Annotated in this window: 19 protein-coding genes; all 19 read right to left on the bottom strand. The window is 44.4% G+C overall.

The window, feature by feature from the left end:
* Positions 1-440: 440 nt before the first annotated feature.
* Positions 441-1514: a HAMP domain-containing sensor histidine kinase gene (locus tag VKA52_RS15810; RefSeq protein WP_326316377.1), complete on the bottom strand. Its 1074-nt coding sequence runs from the start codon at positions 1512-1514 to the stop codon at positions 441-443.
* Positions 1501-2184: a response regulator transcription factor gene (locus tag VKA52_RS15815; RefSeq protein ID WP_326316378.1), complete on the bottom strand. Its 684-nt coding sequence runs from the start codon at positions 2182-2184 to the stop codon at positions 1501-1503. Before VKA52_RS15815 ends, VKA52_RS15810 begins: the two co-directional genes overlap by 14 nt.
* Before the next feature lie 10 nt (positions 2185-2194).
* Positions 2195-2758, bottom strand: coding sequence for a redoxin domain-containing protein (locus VKA52_RS15820; protein WP_326316379.1), 564 nt, complete (start codon positions 2756-2758; stop codon positions 2195-2197).
* Between the two features lie 16 nt (positions 2759-2774).
* Entirely contained in the window at positions 2775-3527 is a 753-nt protein-coding gene (locus tag VKA52_RS15825; protein WP_326316380.1) for a cytochrome c biogenesis CcdA family protein, read from the bottom strand.
* Positions 3528-3601: 74 nt separating this feature from the next.
* Positions 3602-4189 carry a hypothetical protein gene (locus VKA52_RS15830; protein WP_326316381.1) on the bottom strand — a complete coding sequence of 196 codons (588 nt, stop codon included), beginning with the start codon at positions 4187-4189 and terminating at the stop codon, positions 3602-3604.
* A gap of 126 nt (positions 4190-4315) precedes the next feature.
* Positions 4316-5629 (bottom strand): class I SAM-dependent methyltransferase, encoded by a 1314-nt coding sequence (locus VKA52_RS15835; RefSeq protein WP_326316382.1) that lies wholly within the window; start codon positions 5627-5629, stop codon positions 4316-4318.
* Complete coding sequence (locus VKA52_RS15840) at positions 5626-6360, bottom strand: hypothetical protein (protein WP_326316383.1); 735 nt, start codon at positions 6358-6360, stop codon at positions 5626-5628. The genes VKA52_RS15835 and VKA52_RS15840 overlap by 4 nt, the downstream gene beginning before the upstream one ends.
* A gap of 7 nt (positions 6361-6367) precedes the next feature.
* Positions 6368-7102: a glycosyltransferase family protein gene (locus tag VKA52_RS15845; RefSeq protein WP_326316384.1), complete on the bottom strand. Its 735-nt coding sequence runs from the start codon at positions 7100-7102 to the stop codon at positions 6368-6370.
* Positions 7103-7118: 16 nt separating this feature from the next.
* The gene (gene pseI, locus VKA52_RS15850) at positions 7119-8171 is read right to left on the bottom strand and encodes a pseudaminic acid synthase (protein ID WP_326316385.1); all 1053 of its coding nucleotides are present in this window, start codon (positions 8169-8171) and stop codon (positions 7119-7121) included.
* Positions 8131-8703: a UDP-4-amino-4,6-dideoxy-N-acetyl-beta-L-altrosamine N-acetyltransferase gene (pseH, locus tag VKA52_RS15855; protein ID WP_326316386.1), complete on the bottom strand. Its 573-nt coding sequence runs from the start codon at positions 8701-8703 to the stop codon at positions 8131-8133. The genes pseI and pseH overlap by 41 nt, the downstream gene beginning before the upstream one ends.
* The gene (gene pseG / locus VKA52_RS15860) at positions 8696-9742 is read right to left on the bottom strand and encodes a UDP-2,4-diacetamido-2,4,6-trideoxy-beta-L-altropyranose hydrolase (RefSeq protein WP_326316387.1); all 1047 of its coding nucleotides are present in this window, start codon (positions 9740-9742) and stop codon (positions 8696-8698) included. Before pseG ends, pseH begins: the two co-directional genes overlap by 8 nt.
* The gene (pseC, locus tag VKA52_RS15865; protein WP_326316388.1) at positions 9739-10947 is read right to left on the bottom strand and encodes a UDP-4-amino-4,6-dideoxy-N-acetyl-beta-L-altrosamine transaminase; all 1209 of its coding nucleotides are present in this window, start codon (positions 10945-10947) and stop codon (positions 9739-9741) included. The genes pseG and pseC overlap by 4 nt, the downstream gene beginning before the upstream one ends.
* A 14-nt stretch (positions 10948-10961) precedes the next feature.
* Complete coding sequence (locus VKA52_RS15870) at positions 10962-11906, bottom strand: dTDP-glucose 4,6-dehydratase (RefSeq protein WP_326316389.1); 945 nt, start codon at positions 11904-11906, stop codon at positions 10962-10964.
* Between the two features lie 65 nt (positions 11907-11971).
* Entirely contained in the window at positions 11972-13381 is a 1410-nt protein-coding gene (locus VKA52_RS15875; protein WP_326316390.1) for a CDP-glycerol glycerophosphotransferase family protein, read from the bottom strand.
* Between the two features lie 21 nt (positions 13382-13402).
* Complete coding sequence (locus VKA52_RS15880) at positions 13403-14407, bottom strand: SDR family NAD(P)-dependent oxidoreductase (RefSeq protein WP_326316391.1); 1005 nt, start codon at positions 14405-14407, stop codon at positions 13403-13405.
* Positions 14408-14612: 205 nt separating this feature from the next.
* Entirely contained in the window at positions 14613-15989 is a 1377-nt protein-coding gene (locus VKA52_RS15885; RefSeq protein ID WP_326316392.1) for a hypothetical protein, read from the bottom strand.
* The gene (locus tag VKA52_RS15890) at positions 15986-17224 is read right to left on the bottom strand and encodes a surface carbohydrate biosynthesis protein (protein ID WP_326316393.1); all 1239 of its coding nucleotides are present in this window, start codon (positions 17222-17224) and stop codon (positions 15986-15988) included. The genes VKA52_RS15885 and VKA52_RS15890 overlap by 4 nt, the downstream gene beginning before the upstream one ends.
* A gap of 126 nt (positions 17225-17350) precedes the next feature.
* The gene (locus VKA52_RS15895; protein ID WP_326316394.1) at positions 17351-18781 is read right to left on the bottom strand and encodes a capsular polysaccharide export protein, LipB/KpsS family; all 1431 of its coding nucleotides are present in this window, start codon (positions 18779-18781) and stop codon (positions 17351-17353) included.
* Positions 18782-18793: 12 nt separating this feature from the next.
* Positions 18794-20200: a hypothetical protein gene (locus tag VKA52_RS15900; RefSeq protein ID WP_326316395.1), complete on the bottom strand. Its 1407-nt coding sequence runs from the start codon at positions 20198-20200 to the stop codon at positions 18794-18796.
* Positions 20201-20215: the final 15 nt, after the last annotated feature.

Here is a 20215-nt window from a genome sequence, read left to right on the forward strand (position 1 = left end):
AAAAATCAAGCTCCTTTTAACTATACTATATTGCAGGGGGTTGAACAAAGGTTGATGTCCATTGGATATTAAAGGAAATGGCGTCAATACAGGGTTTATCCTTCATAAAAAAATTTGTCGATAGGCGAAGAATAAGATTACTGATCATCCCCTTTCTTTTTTCAAAAAAATGGTTAACTTCCATGACTATTTATGGTATCTTGAATTTGAGCCATCTTAATTAAAGATAAAAGAATTCAAAGAGACGAAAGTTTGTATAGGTATAGGTGGCGGGGCCCCAGCGTTGAGCTGGGGCTTTTAGTATGTTTGAGTTTGTGAAAATATGAACAGAAAGCCTGACACCTTTAAAAGCAGATGTGGTGCCTGGCACCGCATCCCTCTTCACCGGTACCAGGTACACCTCTCCCACTCCAACCCCAAAAAAAGCGCAAACCATTCGTTTACGCTCTCATTGGTAAGGTTATAAAAAAACAGTGCTTCCGACCATCGGTTTCCAATTGTATCTGACCGCCATGGCGTTCCACAATCTGTTTACTGATGGCAAGGCCAAGCCCAGACCTCCCGTCTGACCGGGAAGGGTCCACGCGGTAAAAGCGATCAAAAACTAGATCCTTTTCAGTTAAAGGAATCTCCTTTCCTTCTCCTTTTACTTTGATCACGTAAATTTCCCCTTCTGCTTTTCCAACAACTTTAACTCCACCTGCCCCCTCATGATAATCCAGAGCATTTCTCAATAGATTCGTCAGAACCTGCTGGACCCCTTGTCTATTTACAGGCACCTCCGCGGCTTCCAACTCACTCTTCATTCCGATGCCTTTTTTCTCAAATTCCAAAGTGAACATTTGGATTACTTGAGAGATGACCTGGGTCATTTCCTCCTGACTGACCTCCAGCGGCTTCGAAGGGCTTATCGTCGTCCAGGATTCCATGTCATCCAGCCGGGCAAGCAGCTGAGAGACTCGGTCGGTTTCTTCTGCAAGAGAGCGGTAAATCGTCTGATCCCCTGGAATCACCCCTTTTTCAAGGGCCTCTAAATAACCTTGCAAGTTGGATAACGGTGTCCTTATTTCATGCGATAAATCACGAAGCATTTGGTGTCGCGAACGCTCCTGTTCCTGCAAACGACGGTTCATACGATTGAAGTGAACGACAAGCTCTCCTATTTCATCGTTGGTTTGGACGTCCAAATCTCCAGGATAAGTCCCTGATTTCATTGTTTCCATGGCATTTGTCAGCTCTTTGACAGGTACAAGCACTTTCCTTGTTACCGTTGAATATAAAAAAGCCCCCATCACGATGACGACGCCTCCGATTACCCATGCGTAAATTAAGAGAGAACGATTGAAGGTCAACTGGGCTTCACGCTCGACACCTGTAATGTCAGCAGCAAGAAAACAAGCTGTCTGATAAAGCGTCATTCCTGTAACGATCACGACTCCAATCAGGAGGGCAATATTTACGATCGTCATCTTCACCCAAAGTTTCGGCGGCAGGAGACGTTCAATGAGACGCATATTTATACCCCATCCCTCTCACCGTCACAATCCTTTGCGGAACAGATGCATCCGCTTCTATTTTCCGGCGGAGCTTTTTGATGTGCGCATCAATGGTACGGGCCATAATATCCGCTTCGCCGTTCGGGTGGATTTGCTCGAGCAGCTGTTCTCTCGTAAACACTTGATCTTTGTGATCCATCATAAAATAAAGCAAATTGAACTCATAATGCGTCAACTCCAGCCGTTCACCGTTCAACCATACTTCCCCTTTACGCGGTTTCACTTCAAGTCCTTCATGGGAAAGCTTTTGACACACATGCCCTGTCCTCCTTAAGACGGCTTCCACGTGCGCCATCAATTCTTCAGGGCTGAACGGTTTCGTCATGTAATCATCAGCGCCGAGACGCAGTCCTGTAATACGGTCTTCCGTCGTTCCTTTCGCAGATAACATAATGACGCCGGGGGGATCTTCGCTGTCTTTCTTAACGAAGCGGCATAATTCCTCCCCGCTCCATTTAGGTAGCATCAAATCAAGGATCAACAGGCATGGGCGGTGTTGAAGATAGAGCGTCCTGCCCTCTTCCCCGTCATAAGCCTGTTTGACGCTGTACCCTTCATTCGCTAAGTAAATGCTTATGAGATTTGAAATCTTCCGATCATCTTCAACGATCAGTACTTCCGTTTTCATGTAATCACCCTTACATTCCTTCCATCCTTTGTACCATCATATCGTAATTCATCGCCCCGAGCATGACAGAACTGACCTTGCCTTCTTCATCGACAAAAACGGATGTAGGGACGGGATTGACCTCATATTGGTTGGCGACGGAAACGTCCTCGTCTAGCAAAACAGGAAAGGTTAACCCGAATTCATCTACGAAATCCTGCACCCCTTTTACACTCGCTTCGGTTTCTGTTAAATTCACAGCCAGCACCTGGATATCTTCATTTGCCGAAAACTCTTGCATGTCCGGCATTTCGGCCCGGCAAGGCGGACACCATGTGGCCCAGAAGTTGATCATGACTTTTTCTCCACGATAATCCGACAAAGAAACCTCTTCGCCACTGAGCGTTTGCAGCGTGAAATCCGGTGCCTGCTGTCCTTTTTCCAAACCAATGTCAGCTTCCTCTGTAGCTGGCCCTTCAGCAACCATCTTTTCGCCTTCAGCCACCTGTTCTTTGGTTTCCCCTTCATATACAAAATCATAAACTGCCCAACCAAATAAGGCGGTTACAATGACAATGAGCCCCCATTTCTTCATTCAGCCCTCTTCCTTTCTATAAAAATATCATGCCTAGATTGGCAAACCATGTATCCTGAACCAAATTCAAAAGCAATGTCGAGATTCTCGTCATATACCCGGTATAGAGAAATACTCCAGCTAAAATCATCGCCACTCCACCGACTTTCATGATTTGCTCACTATATTTCAAGATGGCCCGGGTGGATCCTATGAAAAAGGAAAACACGAGAAACGGCAGGGCGAATCCGATGACATAAACAACGGTGTACAAGATCCCCTGTGTCGGGTTGCTTGCGGACAACAGGAGAATGGATGCAAAAATCGGGCCGATGCAAGGCGTCCACCCTGCTGCAAACCCCATCCCTGCAAAAAAAGTTCCCGCCAGGCTAAGGGACGTTTTCGGTTTCGTCTGCACCCTTTTCGTTTTCATAAACCAGCCGATCTTCAACCATCCCGCGACGAACAGCCCCATCAAAATAATGAAAACACCAGCCAGCCGCTGCAGTAGCAGCCCTGAGCTTCCTGTTAAGATATTTTGTACAGCACTTCCTACATAAGAAGCACCAATTCCTAAACTGATAAAAATCGAAGAAACACCTAGAAGAAAGAGAATAGAATGCGTGAGTAACCTCTTCTTCACCTCAAGACTTCGATTCTCTTTCATCTCTTTCACACTCATTCCGGTGATATATGATAAATAGGCCGGGAACAAAGGCAGGGTACACGGCGATAGAAAAGAAATGATTCCTGCTCCGAGTGCCAGCCAAAGCGTTACATCAGTCCCCATTTTTCAAACCTCCTTAAAATGTATTCCTCAGAACATCGACTTCCTTATGGTCTCCTATCTATGTAGACATGTTTTCATGCCCGTTTTCTCCCGCTTAAAATATAGCCCCATACCATCAGACTGAGGATGACATAAAACCAAACGCTGATCCTGTATCCCATGAGCTCCGGTGCTTGATACAGCCATCCACAGACCATTCCAATTGTGGATGCAGCGGCGATTTTCACAGCAGGTTTGATCAAAAATAGCACCAGAAGAAAAAAGACAAAAGCAAAAGCCACATCAACCAGATTCCCCTGAGCAAGCACAAGCTGACGTAAGAGCGCAAATGCCAGCAGACTAGTCGCAAGAACCAAAATGGAAGAGCCGACATAACGACGGTGTACCATCCTTTTGCGCCATTCAAAAACAATAGTCAAACATGTGGCTATGTACAGTTCCTTCGCCCCGCCAGGGTAAGAGAGGACTGATAAAGGATAGTCAAACACGAGATCCCATCTCGTCACAAACTTCGCTCCTATAAAAACGAAAATCCATGTGGTCAACAAGGATAAAAAGCTTTCGATGCTTTCCTTCTTCTCCTTCTCTTGCAAAATCCATAGAATTAGTACCCCGGCGGCAATGGATACTGCCCGAATTACCAGTATAGGCTGTATAATCATAGGTTTCCTCCGCTCGAACCTGTTAAATTTACCGTTCTAAAATCCAGTATAAAACAAGTTTATGAAAATATGATGAAAGACAAAACCCTTTCACCTGGAATGGACCCGGCAAAAGGGGGAGTTTGTTCATCCTTTATCATTATTAAAATACATAAGAGGCCGCTTTCCGAGCCCTCTAATATTATCCGAATAGGTCAAAATCTCAGGCTTTTTAGCTTGCAAGAGATCGTTAATTCCTTTGACAGTATAGCTTCTACAGCCTCCATCTGCCTCTTCAAGAGCAGAAGACTCAATAAAAAGATGCTTGGAATGGGCGAATAGCACCTCTATGACTTCCTCGTAGTTATCGAAGTGATGCAGGACACTCAAAGCGAGAATCACGTCAAACTTCTTATTCTTGCAGAGCTCTTTCAATTCCTGTACTTCCACACGCCTGTTGATGAGTGTTACATTCGGGTTTTCATTCATATCGTAAATCTTTCGGGCTTCCTTTTTCTCCTCAATCATCGTTACCGGCACTTTAAAATCTTCCGCGATCCGGTAGGAAAAATAGCCGTTGTTAGCTCCGAGATCAAGGACCGTAAAGGGATCACTCCACCCCTTCATCTTTTCCTTTACTTTTTCATACCTGTTTGCACACTCTCTTTGACCCTTTTTGACAAGTTTCCCTTTCACCCATAGATCCTGATACACGAATCGATTCCCCCTAATAAAGTATTTCGTTTCTCCTGATTCCACCAAACCATACAAAGACGCCTTTTCCCTGCCATTGGACTCAAAGTACATATGAAACACGTGCGACGCCACTTCTAATGGGTAAACCCCATTCGCAACTTGCTCCCACTCCTTAATTTCATCCAGGTCTATGACTCTCTTTCTTTTCGGGGGAATTCTCGCCAAAATCGATTGACTCCCCAATACTGAAAGAGCTGCTATACGATGCTGTCCGCCTGTAATCAAAAAACGGTAGTCCTTTCCCTTCTTCAGAAAGTGGCCTTTAATGAATCCATCATGAAATTGTGTAGGTTGGTACCCTTCTGTTTTCAATTTTTCATAGACATGAACCAATCGTTTGTACTCTTTTCTTATGAATGTCTTTGTATTGGGGCCATAGTGTTGGCTACCCTCTTTCTGTACGCGTCTATGATTCATCCCCCAAGGCAGAGGCACCCAACGTTCCTGATATATGGGGTTAAAGGCATCGCCACACATAAAGCATTCAAACATCGAGGCAGGTTGATAGAGAGAATAATATTTGAAGAGAAAGGAATCCCTGTAAATCATTTTCGGTTTTTTTCTGTATTCTTTGAGCGTTTCACACAAGTAATGCCAACCCTGCTCTGTATAAGAAAACCCTTGCCAATCCACACATTTGTTCAAAGGGACCTGAACTGTTGGTGAGGAGCTGATTAGAGCATCCTTTCCATAAGGTATAGTCATCTACCTGCGTCTCCCTTTTTAAGAATTCCATATTTCTCAGCTTTCTCTTTCCCCGTCGTTTGAAAATAACAATGAAACACTTTCTGTGCTGCCCTCACACTATACGTTCCGTTTTTCACTTGCTCCCATTGATCAATATGACGAATATCGATGACCCTTTTCCAGTCCGGCTGAAGTTTTACATCCAAATCCGTTTGCCCCAGAACGCCTAAGACAGCCATCCGATGCTGCCCACCTGTCACTTTGAAACGATAATCTTCTCCGTTCCTCAAAAAATGCCCACGAACATATCCGTCACGATGATTCAAAGGCTGATATCCTTGCGCCCTCAACTTATGGTAAAGAGTAGTGATTCTTTCAAACTCTTTTTTTATGAATGCGTTGGAATTAGGCCCGAAGTGCTGATTATCCAATAATTTCACTCTAAACGATTGGTCCCATGGAAGTGGAACCCATGGCGTTGTGTGATGCTTTGAATTAAACTCTTCCTCACACAGAAAACATTCAAATGTGGAACGAGGCTGATATTTGTCATAGTACTCCTTTAGTATAGAAATGGAGTAATGGAGGTCAGGGTTTTTCTTGTATTCCCTTAATAATGCGCTGAAATAATGCCATCCTTCCTTTGCGTACATAAACCCCTGCCAGTCGCAGCACTTGTGCAAGGGAACATTGACAACCTCTAAAGAACTCTCCAATCCCGTTAGCCCTTTTGGAACAGTCACATCCATCCGCCCCTTAAGTTTCACCTTTCTGTTTGACTTGACGATTGATCTCCGTCCATTGCGGATTCTTCCTTAAAACATCCAAAAGGTCCTGAAAGGTAAACGCCGGGTTGGTTGGATACAGATGCTCGAGAACGGTAGAGACAAATTGGAAATCTTCCAATGTATCAACGGTCCAGCGGTGATGACTTTCATCCGTGTCATGAGTAACCTGTGCAATCCCCTGGTCTCCGACTCTCTTGACAATGAATGGCGTCACATGTTCAAGGTCATGGGGAGAGTTTGCATTCATATAGGCATCTTTTAGAACTTCATAAGTGAAAACTTCTGTATCCAGGCCCCTTGGATAGGAACGGGTCCTTGTGTTCGAGACATACAGGTAATTTGGATAGTGATCTTGAAAATACGTGATGACTTTATCGACCACACCCGGATCAATGAATGGACAATCGGCAGTCAGCCTGACTACGGCATCTGCTTTATAACGTTCACATGTCTCATAAAACCTTCCAAGTACATCTTTTTCAGATCCTCTAAAAGTATCCACATTCAAATCTTTGCACAAATCAATAATCGGATCATCCAGGGCTTTCTTTGTTGTGCTGATCACCAGATGATCGATTTTTTTTGAACGCTTCATTCTTTCCACTTGATACTCAAGCAAAGATTTCCCATTGACTTTTTTCAGCACTTTTCCAGGGAGCCTTGTCGACCCCATCCGAGCCTGAACTATAGCTATGACTTTCATGATTCCACCTCTTTTATTACCCGATAAGGTTCCACGACATCGGCGTCCCCCTTGGCACATCTTTATTTACTTTTTTACCAAGAAGCAATTCATAATATTTAGGTGGCAGACCGAAACCAGGCCGGATGGATCGCAGGTTATCTTCCGTCAAAACGTCTCCTGTCTTGAGGTTTTCTGTAATGTATAAGGAACGCCGGTATTGACCTGACGCTTTTTCACTGTGGGTCGGACCGTAATTCACCGTCCCCAGAGCCAGCCAGGCTCGTTCTGTTTCTTCAACTAACCGGGCCATTTCATCGGGTTCCAATGAAAATTGTGCATCCACTCCACCGTCTTTGCGTGCGAGGGTAAAGTGTTTCTCGACAACGGTTGCACCGAGTGCTACGCTGGCAACTGCCACACCGGTGCCCAGCGTATGGTCGGACAAACCGACCTGGCACTGAAAAAGATCCCGCATATGGGGGATGGTGGCAATATGAGAATTTTCAGGTGTGGAAGGATAACTGCTTGTGCACTTCAACAGGATCAGATCTTTCCCTCCCGCTTCTCTGAAGGCTTGAGTCATTTCAGCCATCTCCCCTGCCGTAGCCATTCCTGTCGAGATAATGAGAGGTTTCCCTGTTCTCGCTACTCTCCGAATTAAAGGGAGGTCGGTATTTTCAAAGGATGCGATTTTGTAGAGAGGGACATGCAGGCTTTCTAAAAAATCCACCGAGGATGCATCGAATGGCGTGCTGAAACCGATCATCCCAAGCTCCCGGCATCGATCGAATATCTTTTCATGCCACTCCCACGGGGTGTAGGCTTCCTTATAAAGATCATAGAGGCTCTTTCCTTTCCAAAGACTCTCAGGATCTTCAATTTGAAATTCGTCACCCTTATGCTTAAGCGTCATTGTATCTGCGGTATAGGTCTGGATTTTCAAGGCATGCGCCCCCGTCTCTGCTGCCTTATCTACGATTTCCAGGGCTCGAGCGAGTGACTGATTATGATTTCCCGACATTTCTGCAATGATGAATGGAGGATGATCAGGACCGACCTTTCTTCCTATGATTTCGATTTCCATCATCCTGCCCCCTTTTTAAGATTTCACGCCTTTTGAGCCACCCATTTTTAAATAGACCCATAGGAATAACATCTATGAATTTCCCTTCACGCACTATTTGTTCGATCAGCCGCCCTTCAGGAACGAATCCAAGTTTTTCATGAAACCGAAGACTGGCAACATTAACATCCAGGACTTCTGCACAAACTTTCCGGATGCCGACCGTTACGAACATAAAATCCAGCCCCAGCATACCCATAGCCGTCCCGGCGCCTTTTGGTGCCTCAGGATCACCAATATAAAAACCCCATTCACACGTTCCCTGTTTTTGATCGATATTGGTGAACCTGACAACCCCGAGCGGGCGCTCCTTGTAAATGAATAACTTGGTGTAAGAAGAAGGGTTCTGCTGATCCCTTTCAAACCATGAAACATGGTCCTCCCAGGGAATCCACTGGTCATGATACATATGAATCCGGATGTGCTCGGCGTTCCGCCACTTCCAAATCATCGGCAGATCCGCACGCTCGACGTCACGTAAACGAAACTCATCCATCGTTTCCATCCCCCATCATCAACCGGGAAACGCCGTAAGGCTTATGGTCTTTCATCAAATGCTTTCCTGTTTCAATAGCCTTCTTTATCAGGTCTGGTTCAGCTATGAATCTTTGTAAATGTTGAGAAAGAAGATTCACATCTACTTCTTCACTTTTCCCCAAGTAAAAGACCACACCTTTTTCCTGGAGGGTGGAGATGACTTCCCTTTGATTTGCCGCTGTTTCAATGATCAACGATGGTAGATCCATGTAACAACGTTCCCAAACAGAACTGCCCCCAGCTCCAACCGCAAGATCCGCATGTTCCATAAGCCGGGCCATTTCCTTCGTTTGTACGTGCAGCAGCATACCTTCCTTCCTCTCACAAAAACGAGCAATGTCTTGCCTGCACGAGTGAGAGCTCCCAATTACGATATCAACCATAAGCGGAACGTTTAACTTCTCAATAGCCTTGAGTGTTTTCAACGTTTCATTGGTAGGATCACTACCACCAAATGACACGAGGATGCGTCGTACGTTTCCATCCCATTTCCGGTTACACGTAGATTGCAAGAATTCTTCTCTTAAAAGCGTGAAAGACGGACCAAGAAGAAGTTTCGTCCCCTCAGGAACGAGTCCTTTGTACCTTTGTTCCATATTTCTATACAGATTCTGGTCAAGAAGCAGGTCACAATCATGAGGGCGGTTCGCAAGATCATCGATGACCATTAATTTTTGAATATGATGTCCTACCGCTTTCTCCCAACGGGCGTCCAGCCCATAATGATCCACCACAAGCCATTCAGCAGTCCCAATGTTCTCTAAAATCTGGATCGTTCTTACTGCGTCTTCTTTCCAGGAGACATTGTAAGCCCCCGTCATTTCATAAACGCGATAACCACTCTCCTGTATAAAGTCAACTAAATCTCCCGGCCGTCTTCGGCACATAAAAAAAACCTCTGCTCCAAGTGTTCGAAGCTCACCCGCGAGCGTGAGGCACCGCATCACATGTCCTGTGCCTCCTTTTGTAGAGGCATCTACTCTAAATCCTACTCTCATTGACCGGCACCTTCGGCCGTTTCATAATGACAGATCACTTTTTTCACCGCACACACAACATCTGCCACATCACTCTCTGTCATACCAGGAAATAACGGCAGGCTTACAATCCCTTCGTAAACCTCTTCGGCCACCGGACACATCCCTTTAGTATAACCACGGTCTTTGTAGTAGGGTTGGGTATGAACCGGCATGTAGTGCACATTCACCCCGATATTTTCTGCACGGAGCGCATCAAAAATTTCTTTTCTGAGGCCTTTTAGAGTGCCTGTCATGCGTAGAATATAAAGGTGATGAGAAGAGTTGGCTTCCGGTAGTTGCTCGGGAGTGATGACATTTGCCATTTGGCAGAATTCCTTGTTATATACACTGACGATAGCCCTTCGCTTCGCTACGAAAGCATCCAATTTAGTCAGCTGACTGCTACCGAGAGCTGCCTGCAGATCTGTCATGCGGTAATTGTATCCAAGAAACTGCATTTCATATTCCCATGGATGCCGCTTCTCGAGCATTTGCCCGGGGTCTTTCGTTATCCCGTGCGTGCGGAACATCATCAACTTCTCATAATACACTCGGTTATTCGTAGTAATAATGCCCCCTTCGCCTGTAGTAATATGCTTCACAGGGTGGAAGCTGAACATGGTCATATCACTGTATGATCCCACTTTTTCTCCTTTGTACTCCGACCCTAAAGCATGAGCGGCATCTTCAATGACGACCAGTCCATGCTGATCGGCCAGGGCTTGAATCTTATCATAATCCGCCGGCTGACCTGTAAAATCCACAGGAATAATCGCTTTGGTTTTGGATGTCACTAAGGATGCAGCCGAAGATGGATCAATATTATACGTCTTCGGATCAACATCAGCGAACACCGGCTTTCCTCCGGTGTACAACACACAATTGGCACTCGCAACAAACGTCAAAGGAGTCGTGATCACTTCATCTCCTTTGCCGATTCCCGCAGCAAAACAAGCGGCGTGCAAAGCTGCTGTACCATTGGAAAAAGCTACAGCATACACCGCCCCTACGTAATCAGCCACCCCTTTTTCAAATGCTTCGATGGCAGGCCCGGTTGTAATATAGTCACTTTTCAATGCATCGACAACGGCTCTGACATCCTGATCGTCGATGGACTGCTTCCCGTATGGAAGCAGCGAATCACGGACGGGTTCTCCCCCGAAAATCGCTAGCTTTTCTTCCACATTCTTGAACTCCTTTAAATTAAATTCGTGCTGTCGATCCATTCCTCTGTTCTCCGAATTCCTTCCTTTAAAGAAATCGAAGGCTCCCATCCCAGGAGACGTTTAGCTTTATCATAGTCACAAAGCAGTTTAGGAATCTCGCTTTGGGGATGGATATGTTCGACATGAAGGATATGATCAGGGCTCTTTGCAATCAGCTCGGCAAGGTCGTTAATCGCAATATCCTCCCCTAACCCCGCATTGACAATTTCTCCGTTCACTTCATCCCTGTAGCCGGCCTGCACTACAAACCGTGCGCAGTCTTCCACGTAAAGCAGATCACGGGTCTGCTTTCCATCTCCATAGATTTGCAAAGGAAGTCCGTTCAACTTATTTTTAATAAAGATGGCCACGACACCACCTTCTCCTCCTGTTTTTTGATAGGGGCCATACGTATTGAATGGCCGGATTACCGTTACTGGCAGCCCATACGCATAATAATAGGACAGAACCATATTTTCAGCGGCGATCTTCGCCCCTGCATAAGGGGATGCCGGTTTGATCGGATCTGTTTCTGATATCCCCTCTTCATCTTCTGCCCGGTCATAGACCATACATGTGCTCATGAACACCATTTTGACCTTATGCTTCCGGCACTGCTCCAGTAAATAAAACGTCCCGATTGTGTCATTGTTGAACGTTGTTTCTGGATCATCAATGCTGTCCTGGACATTGATGCTTGCAGCCAGGTGATAACACAAATCAATACCCGGATAAAAAAGACTCTCGACGGTGTTCCTGTCTTTGATATCCCCATGAATGAATGCCTTGAAATTTTTATGCACGAGTAGGTCCTCAATGTTTTCTATTCTTCCGTTCGACAGGTCATCGAGCACCCATACATTGTGCTGTTCATCCAATAATCTTTTCACGACCCACCGTCCGATAAAGCCGGCTCCACCTGTTACTAAAATATTCACGGACACACCCCTCCCTTATATTCCCATTCATATTTTTCTATGCTTGGCCTTATGCTTGCTTTCGATCAAACCCATCTCTTTAATAGATTCATCAATCGTTCCCCTGATGACCGTTTTGCGGCGTAAGCATAAGCAACAAAATCTTTCACTTTCTGCTCCGCATAAGACTTCATCTTATCTGCACGAATGTATTCAGAGAATATTCCTGCTAATTTTCCTGGATCCTTCTGAGCGAGATCCCCCATTTTTGTGTAATAACCTGAATAACCCGCAAAGGGACGATCCAGAATAAAGACTGTTTTGCCCGCAAGCATGGCTTCGAGAGCGACCGTTGAAAAATAGGTGACAACGACATCGGCCATAGCAATGAGATCGTACAGTTCATATCCGACTGAGCTGTGAACGTAGGAATGGTTTTTGATCAGAGGATGATTGGAGCGATTAGGAAAATCTTTGAGGATGATGTTGAGCTTTTGTTTAACGGTCAGTTTTTTCAGAAACTGATCCCATTCTTTGTATTTGTTCTGACTGCGGACGATTAACAGAACATTTTTTCTGGAGGGGTGTAACCTGAGTTTCTTCATCATCGAAGCCCGGCTTACTTTCGGGACTCTCGTAATTTCATCAAACCTTGGGTGCCCCACCTCCATGATTTCCTCTGCTGCCACTCCCCTCGCCCGAAACCACTCCGTTTCAAAAGGACCGTAAACGGCATCAATGTCTGCAATCTTTGGAATAAAGCCCGATTCCCCTGATATGATGCCATGCTGCATAGAAACCGTCGGTATTCCATACTTGGATGCTACGATGACCAATGTTCTTGATTCAGGATAATGAGTAGAAGGGACCACGATGGCGGATACATGCACACGCTTAAACAATTGCATGGATTCATTGATTCGATTCATAATTTTCACGATCTGAAGCATCCATCGGGTTTGAAAGGTTTTGTGAGTGTACATGGGGTGACCAGGATGAGAGGCTATGATTTCTCTTGCTTTTCTTTTCACTTTTTTCACAGCAGTTGAGATATCCACTTGATAGTCCGTAAAGCATTTGTACTTAAATCCACTGGCACGTGGAAATGATTCTTTCTTCTTCTTCATTCCTTTTTCTTCAAGAATCAGCGTTTTGGATGGAGGAAAATGATTTTTCAGCGTCTTCTCCGGAAAACGAAGGAGGTCATAGACATCGTGAAGAACAATCATCCCGCCTTTTCTTACGCGCTGCTTTTTTCTTACAGACGTTCTAAATGTATTAAATTTCTGCTGAACCGCTGCTGTTGTCTGGATCTTATTCTTTATGGTCCTGGTAAACTCAGGGGATTGTAAATCTCTCATCAATCTCTTATTCCCAATAATCAAACTCCGGTAATGACTCAAATAAGCAATAGGATAACCTTGATAGATTAGTTCTTTGAAGTCATCCAGGAAATCAAGGTACAGTCCCCAATAATTCTTAGAGTACGTATCCAATCTTTCCCTCCTCTCTTTTCTTTAAATTAATCCCTGGCTTTTAAGAAGTTCATATAATTGAACAGCACTGATCGGGGACTGCCCGGAAGAACTGTACATTCCCGGAGCAGCTTTCCTGGCGTTTTTATAAGGAACATCTTTTTTAAAGGAATATGGAATCACGTACATGTCATCCAGTTCCCATGCGGTCAATGACTCTTCGTGCGTCATTAATTCTTCGTACATTTTTTCCCCTGGGCGCAGCCCTATTTCTTCTACTTTGATTTGTTCAGGGTCTTTGCCCAGCTGAGTACAGGTTTCTTTAATGACCAATGAAGCCAGGTCATCAAGTGCAACCACCGGCATTTTCAAAACAAAAATCTCTCCGCCGCGCGCTTCCTCAAGCGCTTTTATCGTTAAGGAGGTTGCTTGTTCCAAGGTCATCATGAATCTCGTCATCGTGCGGTCGGTTACCGTAATTTTCCCTTGATTGAGAATCTGTTTCTTGAACAGGGGGATGACTGACCCGCGCGATCCCATGACATTACCAAAACGAACACTCGCAAAAACCGTCTGTCCCCGCCCTTTACTGTATTCGGCAGCAGTAATTAGACGCTCAGCGGTTAGTTTGGTCGCACCATAGGCATTTGTCGGAGAAATGGCTTTATCCGTACTGGTGAACACCACCTTTTTCACTCCTTGCGCAAGTGCTGCCCTGACCACATTGTTCGTTCCATGAACATTTGTCAGCACCGCTTCATAAGGGTTGTATTCACACGATGGCACATGCTTCATAGCCGCCAGGTGAAACACATAGTCGATGCCCTGCATCGCGGTATGGACACGATCGTAATCCCTGACATCTCCGATTAAATAGCGGAGGTCTTCTCTTTTTCCCCATTCATTCTGCAATTCATGCTGCTTATGTTCGTCTCTGCTGAAAACACGAATGACATCCGGTGCCTGCCCAAGAATCGTCTTGACGATTCCGCGGCCAATTGTTCCTGTACCTCCTATGACTAATACCTTCTTACCTTTAAAGAACACTTGCTTCCTTCTCCCTCTTCACGTAATCTAGTACCTTCACCCAGGGAAGGCATTCTATTTCATCGTTGCTGATTACTATATATATTCAAAAACTAGAATTCGGTGAAAATAATAGGTTTCAACCTATGAAAGATAAAGACCAAGTGAATTTCTTTTCCTTTAAAAGCTCAGAGCACATAAAAAAAGCGTTGGACTTCCTACGCTATTAGGTGCGTAAAGAAGCGATCAACGCTTTCAAGAGAAGGGTCGATTTTTGATGGGAGGGAATGTAAAACCGCTCACGAAGCTGAACTGACTGTTGTCCGGATTGGTCACTCCTTTTATCCAAAAAGGTTCGCACCTCCTCGACAAGAGGTTCGGCTGTTGAGTAGGTCAATACCGGAAGCTGGGTAAAATAGTCTGTCAAGCCCGGCTGTTTCAATTTCCATACAAAGTTTTCTCTTCCATATAACATAGATTCCAACACAACGGTAGACTCGTAACTGATGACCGCGTCTACATTGGGGAGCATATCATAGAGGTGCATCCGTCGGATCAGGTGGACTCTTTTATGCTTGGCACAGCCATCAAAAGCACGGACCCCTTTCTTAATCTTGACGATTAGTTCTACTTCAGGGGCAGTGACTAGTAATAGGTCCAAAATCTGATGGGTCATTTTTTTATCCGTATGATGATCAATGAGAAGGATTCTTTTCCGTGAGGGATGAATCCCTAATGTTTTATTGAATGACGAAGCTCGGAGATTGTTCCTGGTTACCATTTCATCAAAACGGGGATGCCCGAGGATCGGCAGAAAATCAGGATCTACTCCACGACTTTCGTAGAGAGTCTGTTCATATCTCCCGTAAACCCCTTGATAGTCAGCCACTTTCGGCAGATAACCAAAGGGGGAGATGACCGCTCCGTGCTGAAGACAGAGGGTAGGGATCCCTTTCTTCCTTGCCGCCAGGGCGAGGGCTCTCGTGTCTATACTGTTTGTTTCACCAAAAACAATGAGAGAGGTATCTACCTCCATAAGGAAACGCTCGGTTCCTTCTATAAAATACAGGATTTTTTCTATCTGCTTCTTTATAGCTAAAAGGAAATGTCGGTTTCCGAACAACGGGTGGTTTTTATGCTTTCCTGCTATTGAATGAAAACGCTTGATTTCCTTTCGGGCCTGCCCTTCTATATCCACGGCATACTGACTTAATCCTTTTATGACGGCCCCATCGATCTGCTTCTTTTTCACATTGGTGATGTCCGGTTTAAGGATAAGTGATTCAGCCGGTGAGGACAGTTGTTTGTAACTAGAAGGAGGAATACCGAGCAATGGGTCATAGTAAACGACTTTCCCATGATTCACTTTTACTGCTTCTTTTATAGGAAGGAAGGCTTCAAATCGACCTTGAAGAACCTTTCCATCAGACCATGATTTTGCATAGGATGGATCTACAAGAGACTGTTCCAACCCCGCCATCCCATTGATCATGGTGGGAAAGTGTACACACAAGGAAAGAGGGAGGTTATGATATTTCCACTCACGAAAAGAGGTCAGGAAATCCAGGTACAGCCCCCAATAGTTTTTCTCATACGTATTCATGATGATTGCTCCGCTGTCAGTAGGAATAAGCGGTCGGATAAAGGAACAATCTGGACAACCAGGTTATTTTGTTCCACTTCATTTACCTTTTGGAAGAATGTTTGAATTTCTCCTTTTGATAGAGAAGGAAAAAGATAACGTATTTTTCGTCTCTTGTCTTTCTGATAGCGGTGCGGAATAGATGGAACCACGTCATGCAGGGGAGAATTAACGGATCTCATTTGATCTAATATATTCTTATACGCATACTCTTCTTTTTCCAAGTTCCCATATGAGTCCATCAACAAGGAAGATGGGTTTCTTTTTTTGACGGTTTTATCTTTCAATAGTAGAACAAGCGCTTCTAAATCTTTGATGGCTACACTAACGTCCCGTGGAAGGGGGACATCATAATGAGGGGAAGTCACAGGTTCATAGGAATATACAGGGCGACCAAGAAGATACCCTTCAATACCAGTCGTACAACCATTATGAATCAATGCCTCAGCACCCATGATCCATGGAATGACTGCTCCTTCGTCTTTTACAAGGACATTTCCGTACCCTTTCAGATCTTCCTTATAGCTGTTTTTGCTCTCAGAAGGGTGGGGGCGTAAAATAATCTTCTTGTCCGGCAGCTCCTGGCTGATTCGTTTAATCAAACAAACAAAATGGCTGTAGAGGTCCCGGATGTATCGTGCCTGAGGCGTCAATCCATTCTCTTTCTTCCCTTTTATCGTGTTGTACAAAGAGAATCTGGTATTTACCATAATGTATGGTCCATACGTTTTCTTCAGCTGATCGGCTTCCTTTTGATACATTCTTCTGTACTTAGATGTAAGCAAGTCGAAGCGTGGGTTTCCAGTAATCAGGCACCGTCCCTTTAGTGCAGGATACTCCTCTTCGATCATTCTCTGCTGCCTAGCCCCCCAGCAGTACACATAGTCATGATAAGGCACCCACTTCCTGTTCATCCTCGTTTTCAAATAAATGGATTCATCTGTATAAATCAATCCTTCCTCATCCAGATTCACTATGACATGACCGGCTTGTTTTGCCCCTACTACCACACGTTTCATATAACCACTGGGATATCCTTTGCACAGAAAAATACCGGTGGGATAGATGCGGGCCGCTTCTTCTACTTTGCTGTGCTCTCCGAGGATGACACTGTCCCCTCTCAGTAGAGCATGATAGGCAAGGAGGAGCTTTCCGTGCAGCTCCCTCGCCTTTACTTCAACAGGTAAATAGAGCATAGAACTCCTCCTTATCTCGCTGTATGCCGTTCTTTTGTTTTTTCATAAACAAAATTCCGCTTCCTTTACTCACTATTGAAACGTTTACCATCAGAAGCCAACAAAAGGCGTGATGAAGGAGAACCATCACGCCTTTCCCTGTCCTTTCGTCATCTCTGCAATCAGTTCGATCAATCTCTGGCCGGAACTCTTCACATTAGGATAAGCGTAGGCAAGGAACTTCTTCCTCTTCGAAGACTCCTTAGCACGAAACTTCTCACTGACAAAATAGCGATTCACCAGATTCGCAAGTCCTACGGGTTCTTTCTGGACCATCTGTCCAAGCCGGTCATAATAGCCCGAATACGTGGGTGCAGGGATAGATAACAGAAATACAGGTTTACCGGCAATCATCGCCTCTAGTCCTACCGTAGAAAGGTAAGCGACAACCACATCCACATGTGGGAGAAGCGTGTACAGATGATATCCCTTTGATGAAACAGCAAAGTCATAGTTTTCCGTCAAGGGATGAGGCGTTTGAGCAGGAAAATCCTTGATGATGACATTGTATTGATCATGCCCAGCCCATTCATCCAATAACTTTCTCCAATACTTTATATAGGCATTACCGCGGACAATTAAGAGAATGTTTTTCTTCTTGGGATCAAGGCCCAGTTTTTTTGTCAGCGTCTCTTTTGTTATTGTCGCCTCTTTGTTGATCAAATCAAAGCGAGGGTGACCGATTACTTTCACTCCATCATCGGCTACCCCTATACTTTTGAACCAGTCGACTTCGAAATGCCCATAAACCGCGTCCACATCTGCTATTTTGGGCATGTAGCCATTCTCACTTCCCACAATTCCGTGCTGCATGCAGATGGTTGGGATATTATGTCTCGCCGCTACGATTGCCAGTGTACGACTTTGATAATAATGAGTGGAAGAAAAAACGATACAGGAAATGGGTAATTTCTTAATCATGTTCGTCGACTCAATAATACGATGAGCAATACGTTCCACTTGTGCGTTGAATGCTTCTTTGAAGGTGGGATGCCCAAATAAAGGGTGTTTTTTGTGTTTCTCAATAATCCCGGCCACCTGCTTTTGAATCAACTCTACATGATGGTCAATGGATTCATCGTAATCTATTAAAAAGTAGGCCGGCAGCCCCTCCGCAGTGATCGGTCTGGGTGAGGTTGTTTTCCCTCGAATGTCCCGAATAACAAAACTATGTTCCGGTTTAAAATGTTTCTTTGTAATTTCAATCGGAAAGCGAAGAAGGTTCGCTGCATTGTATAAAGCCACTTTGCCGTTCGCTTTCCTTTTCACTTTGTTATTGGTATGCATCTTCTTAAATTCAGTAAACCGTTGTTGAAATAGTTTTTTGTCTTGGACCGTATGGGAGAGCTGCTGACTAAATGATTCCGAGGAAAGGTTCTGCTTCAATTCGTGATGGTTTGTAAAGAGACTTCGGAAATGACACAAATAAGGAATGGAGATGCCCTTATACTTGACCTCACTAAAAGCTTCTAGAAAATCTACATAAAGAGACCAAAAATTCCTCTCGAATGTATTCATCATTTCACCCTCTTATTTTGTAATCGAGTTCACCAAAGCTTTTAGTTTCGCGCTGCTGGTTCCTGATTTGTGTGGATAATGAATAGCAAGAAACTGCTGCTTTTTTTTCAACCAGGTTTTATTCCTAGGAGCGTTCATAACAGCAATCATGTGATCGACAAGCTTCTGCGGATCATCATGGATATATTCACTGAGGTCTCTGTAATAATTTGTCGAACTCGCGTGCAGGCTTTTCAACCTCCATATATAAACAGGTTTATTCGCAAGCATAGCTTCTAGCACAATCGTAGATTCATAGCTCACCACAGCATCCACATTATTCAAGAGATCATACAGGTGCATGTCATCGGCAAATTTAACCTGGGGAAATTTCTTCTGCAAGGCCAATGTCTGGGATGTTTTCCCTTGTTTTCCATTCCTTTGTTTGATGATGATATTGACAACGCCTTTCCGTTCCAGTTCCTCAAGCATCGCTTGTGGAAAAGCTGTTTCAATATGATGAATTACCATTAATACGGATTTCTTAGTACTATCTAACTTAAAATGACTGGCAAATGCTTTTGGGTCGAGCGTCTTTCTTTTGACTAGTTCATCAAACCTCGGGTGTCCGATGGACTTTAATGACTGCTCAGGCACCCCCTTACTGGTGTACCATTGAATATCTTCAGGTCCATACACCGCCTGGTAGGTAGAAACTTTTGGAAGGTAACCAAATTCAAGCATCACAACCCCATGCTGGAGACAAACACTTGGTATTCCATTTAAGGCAGCTGTTAAAGTCAAAATCCTTGTATCACTGCTGTTCGTTGTACCTGTAACAAGGCAGGAGACTTCATTCTCTTCAAAAAAACCCTTCGCTGCAGCTATTTGTTTCATCATATTGGGGATCTGCTTAACAAACTCCGTTTGAAATCCCTTATTTTTATAAATAGGGTGATCTTTCGCTTTCTTAAAATAAGTCCATGCCCGCCTTTGATAGGCCTGAATCGTTTTAGATTGAACTTTGTGATACCTTTCAAGACTGTCGACAGGAATTTCCTTTTGTGACTTTGCTCCATGAACATTCGACTTCCTCTTAAGAATGAGGGATTCAGCTGGCGAGAAATTCGACCTCATAAGTAGATCAGGAAAGCGCAGGACATTATCATAGAAAACAACTTTCCCTTCCCTTTTGCTTTCCTTTTTCTTAAACGCAGAGAAATGTGCATCAAACAATGCCTGGATTTGTTTAGCGCTGGTTATTTTTGCGTTCAACTTTGTGGCCTTATTTTCCAGCTTACTCAAAATATCCTTCTTCCCGTTTACAAGAACATAATAAGGACAAACGAGGGAAAGTGGTATCCCTAGGTAAGCAAAATGTTTAAAATCCTGAATGAAATCCAGACAGGAGGACCAATAATTACGTTCGAAATGGTTCATCTTATCCTGTCCCCT

Source organism: Halobacillus sp. HZG1, from assembly GCF_035818575.1.
GTDB classification, from domain to species: domain Bacteria; phylum Bacillota; class Bacilli; order Bacillales; family Halobacillaceae; genus Halobacillus; species Halobacillus litoralis.

Coding starts and splice junctions, on each gene's coding strand:
- VKA52_RS15810 (WP_326316377.1), bottom strand. CDS start 1,514: ATGCGTCTCATTGAACGTCTCCTGCCGCCGAAACTTTGGGTGAAGATG.
- VKA52_RS15815 (WP_326316378.1), bottom strand. CDS start 2,184: ATGAAAACGGAAGTACTGATCGTTGAAGATGATCGGAAGATTTCAAAT.
- VKA52_RS15820 (WP_326316379.1), bottom strand. CDS start 2,758: ATGAAGAAATGGGGGCTCATTGTCATTGTAACCGCCTTATTTGGTTGG.
- VKA52_RS15825 (WP_326316380.1), bottom strand. CDS start 3,527: ATGGGGACTGATGTAACGCTTTGGCTGGCACTCGGAGCAGGAATCATT.
- VKA52_RS15830 (WP_326316381.1), bottom strand. CDS start 4,189: ATGATTATACAGCCTATACTGGTAATTCGGGCAGTATCCATTGCCGCC.
- VKA52_RS15835 (WP_326316382.1), bottom strand. CDS start 5,629: ATGACTATACCTTATGGAAAGGATGCTCTAATCAGCTCCTCACCAACA.
- VKA52_RS15840 (WP_326316383.1), bottom strand. CDS start 6,360: ATGGATGTGACTGTTCCAAAAGGGCTAACGGGATTGGAGAGTTCTTTA.
- VKA52_RS15845 (WP_326316384.1), bottom strand. CDS start 7,102: ATGAAAGTCATAGCTATAGTTCAGGCTCGGATGGGGTCGACAAGGCTC.
- pseI (WP_326316385.1), bottom strand. CDS start 8,171: ATGATGGAAATCGAAATCATAGGAAGAAAGGTCGGTCCTGATCATCCT.
- pseH (WP_326316386.1), bottom strand. CDS start 8,703: ATGGATGAGTTTCGTTTACGTGACGTCGAGCGTGCGGATCTGCCGATG.
- pseG (WP_326316387.1), bottom strand. CDS start 9,742: ATGAGAGTAGGATTTAGAGTAGATGCCTCTACAAAAGGAGGCACAGGA.
- VKA52_RS15885 (WP_326316392.1), bottom strand. CDS start 15,989: ATGAATACGTATGAGAAAAACTATTGGGGGCTGTACCTGGATTTCCTG.
- VKA52_RS15890 (WP_326316393.1), bottom strand. CDS start 17,224: ATGCTCTATTTACCTGTTGAAGTAAAGGCGAGGGAGCTGCACGGAAAG.
- VKA52_RS15895 (WP_326316394.1), bottom strand. CDS start 18,781: ATGAATACATTCGAGAGGAATTTTTGGTCTCTTTATGTAGATTTTCTA.
- VKA52_RS15900 (WP_326316395.1), bottom strand. CDS start 20,200: ATGAACCATTTCGAACGTAATTATTGGTCCTCCTGTCTGGATTTCATT.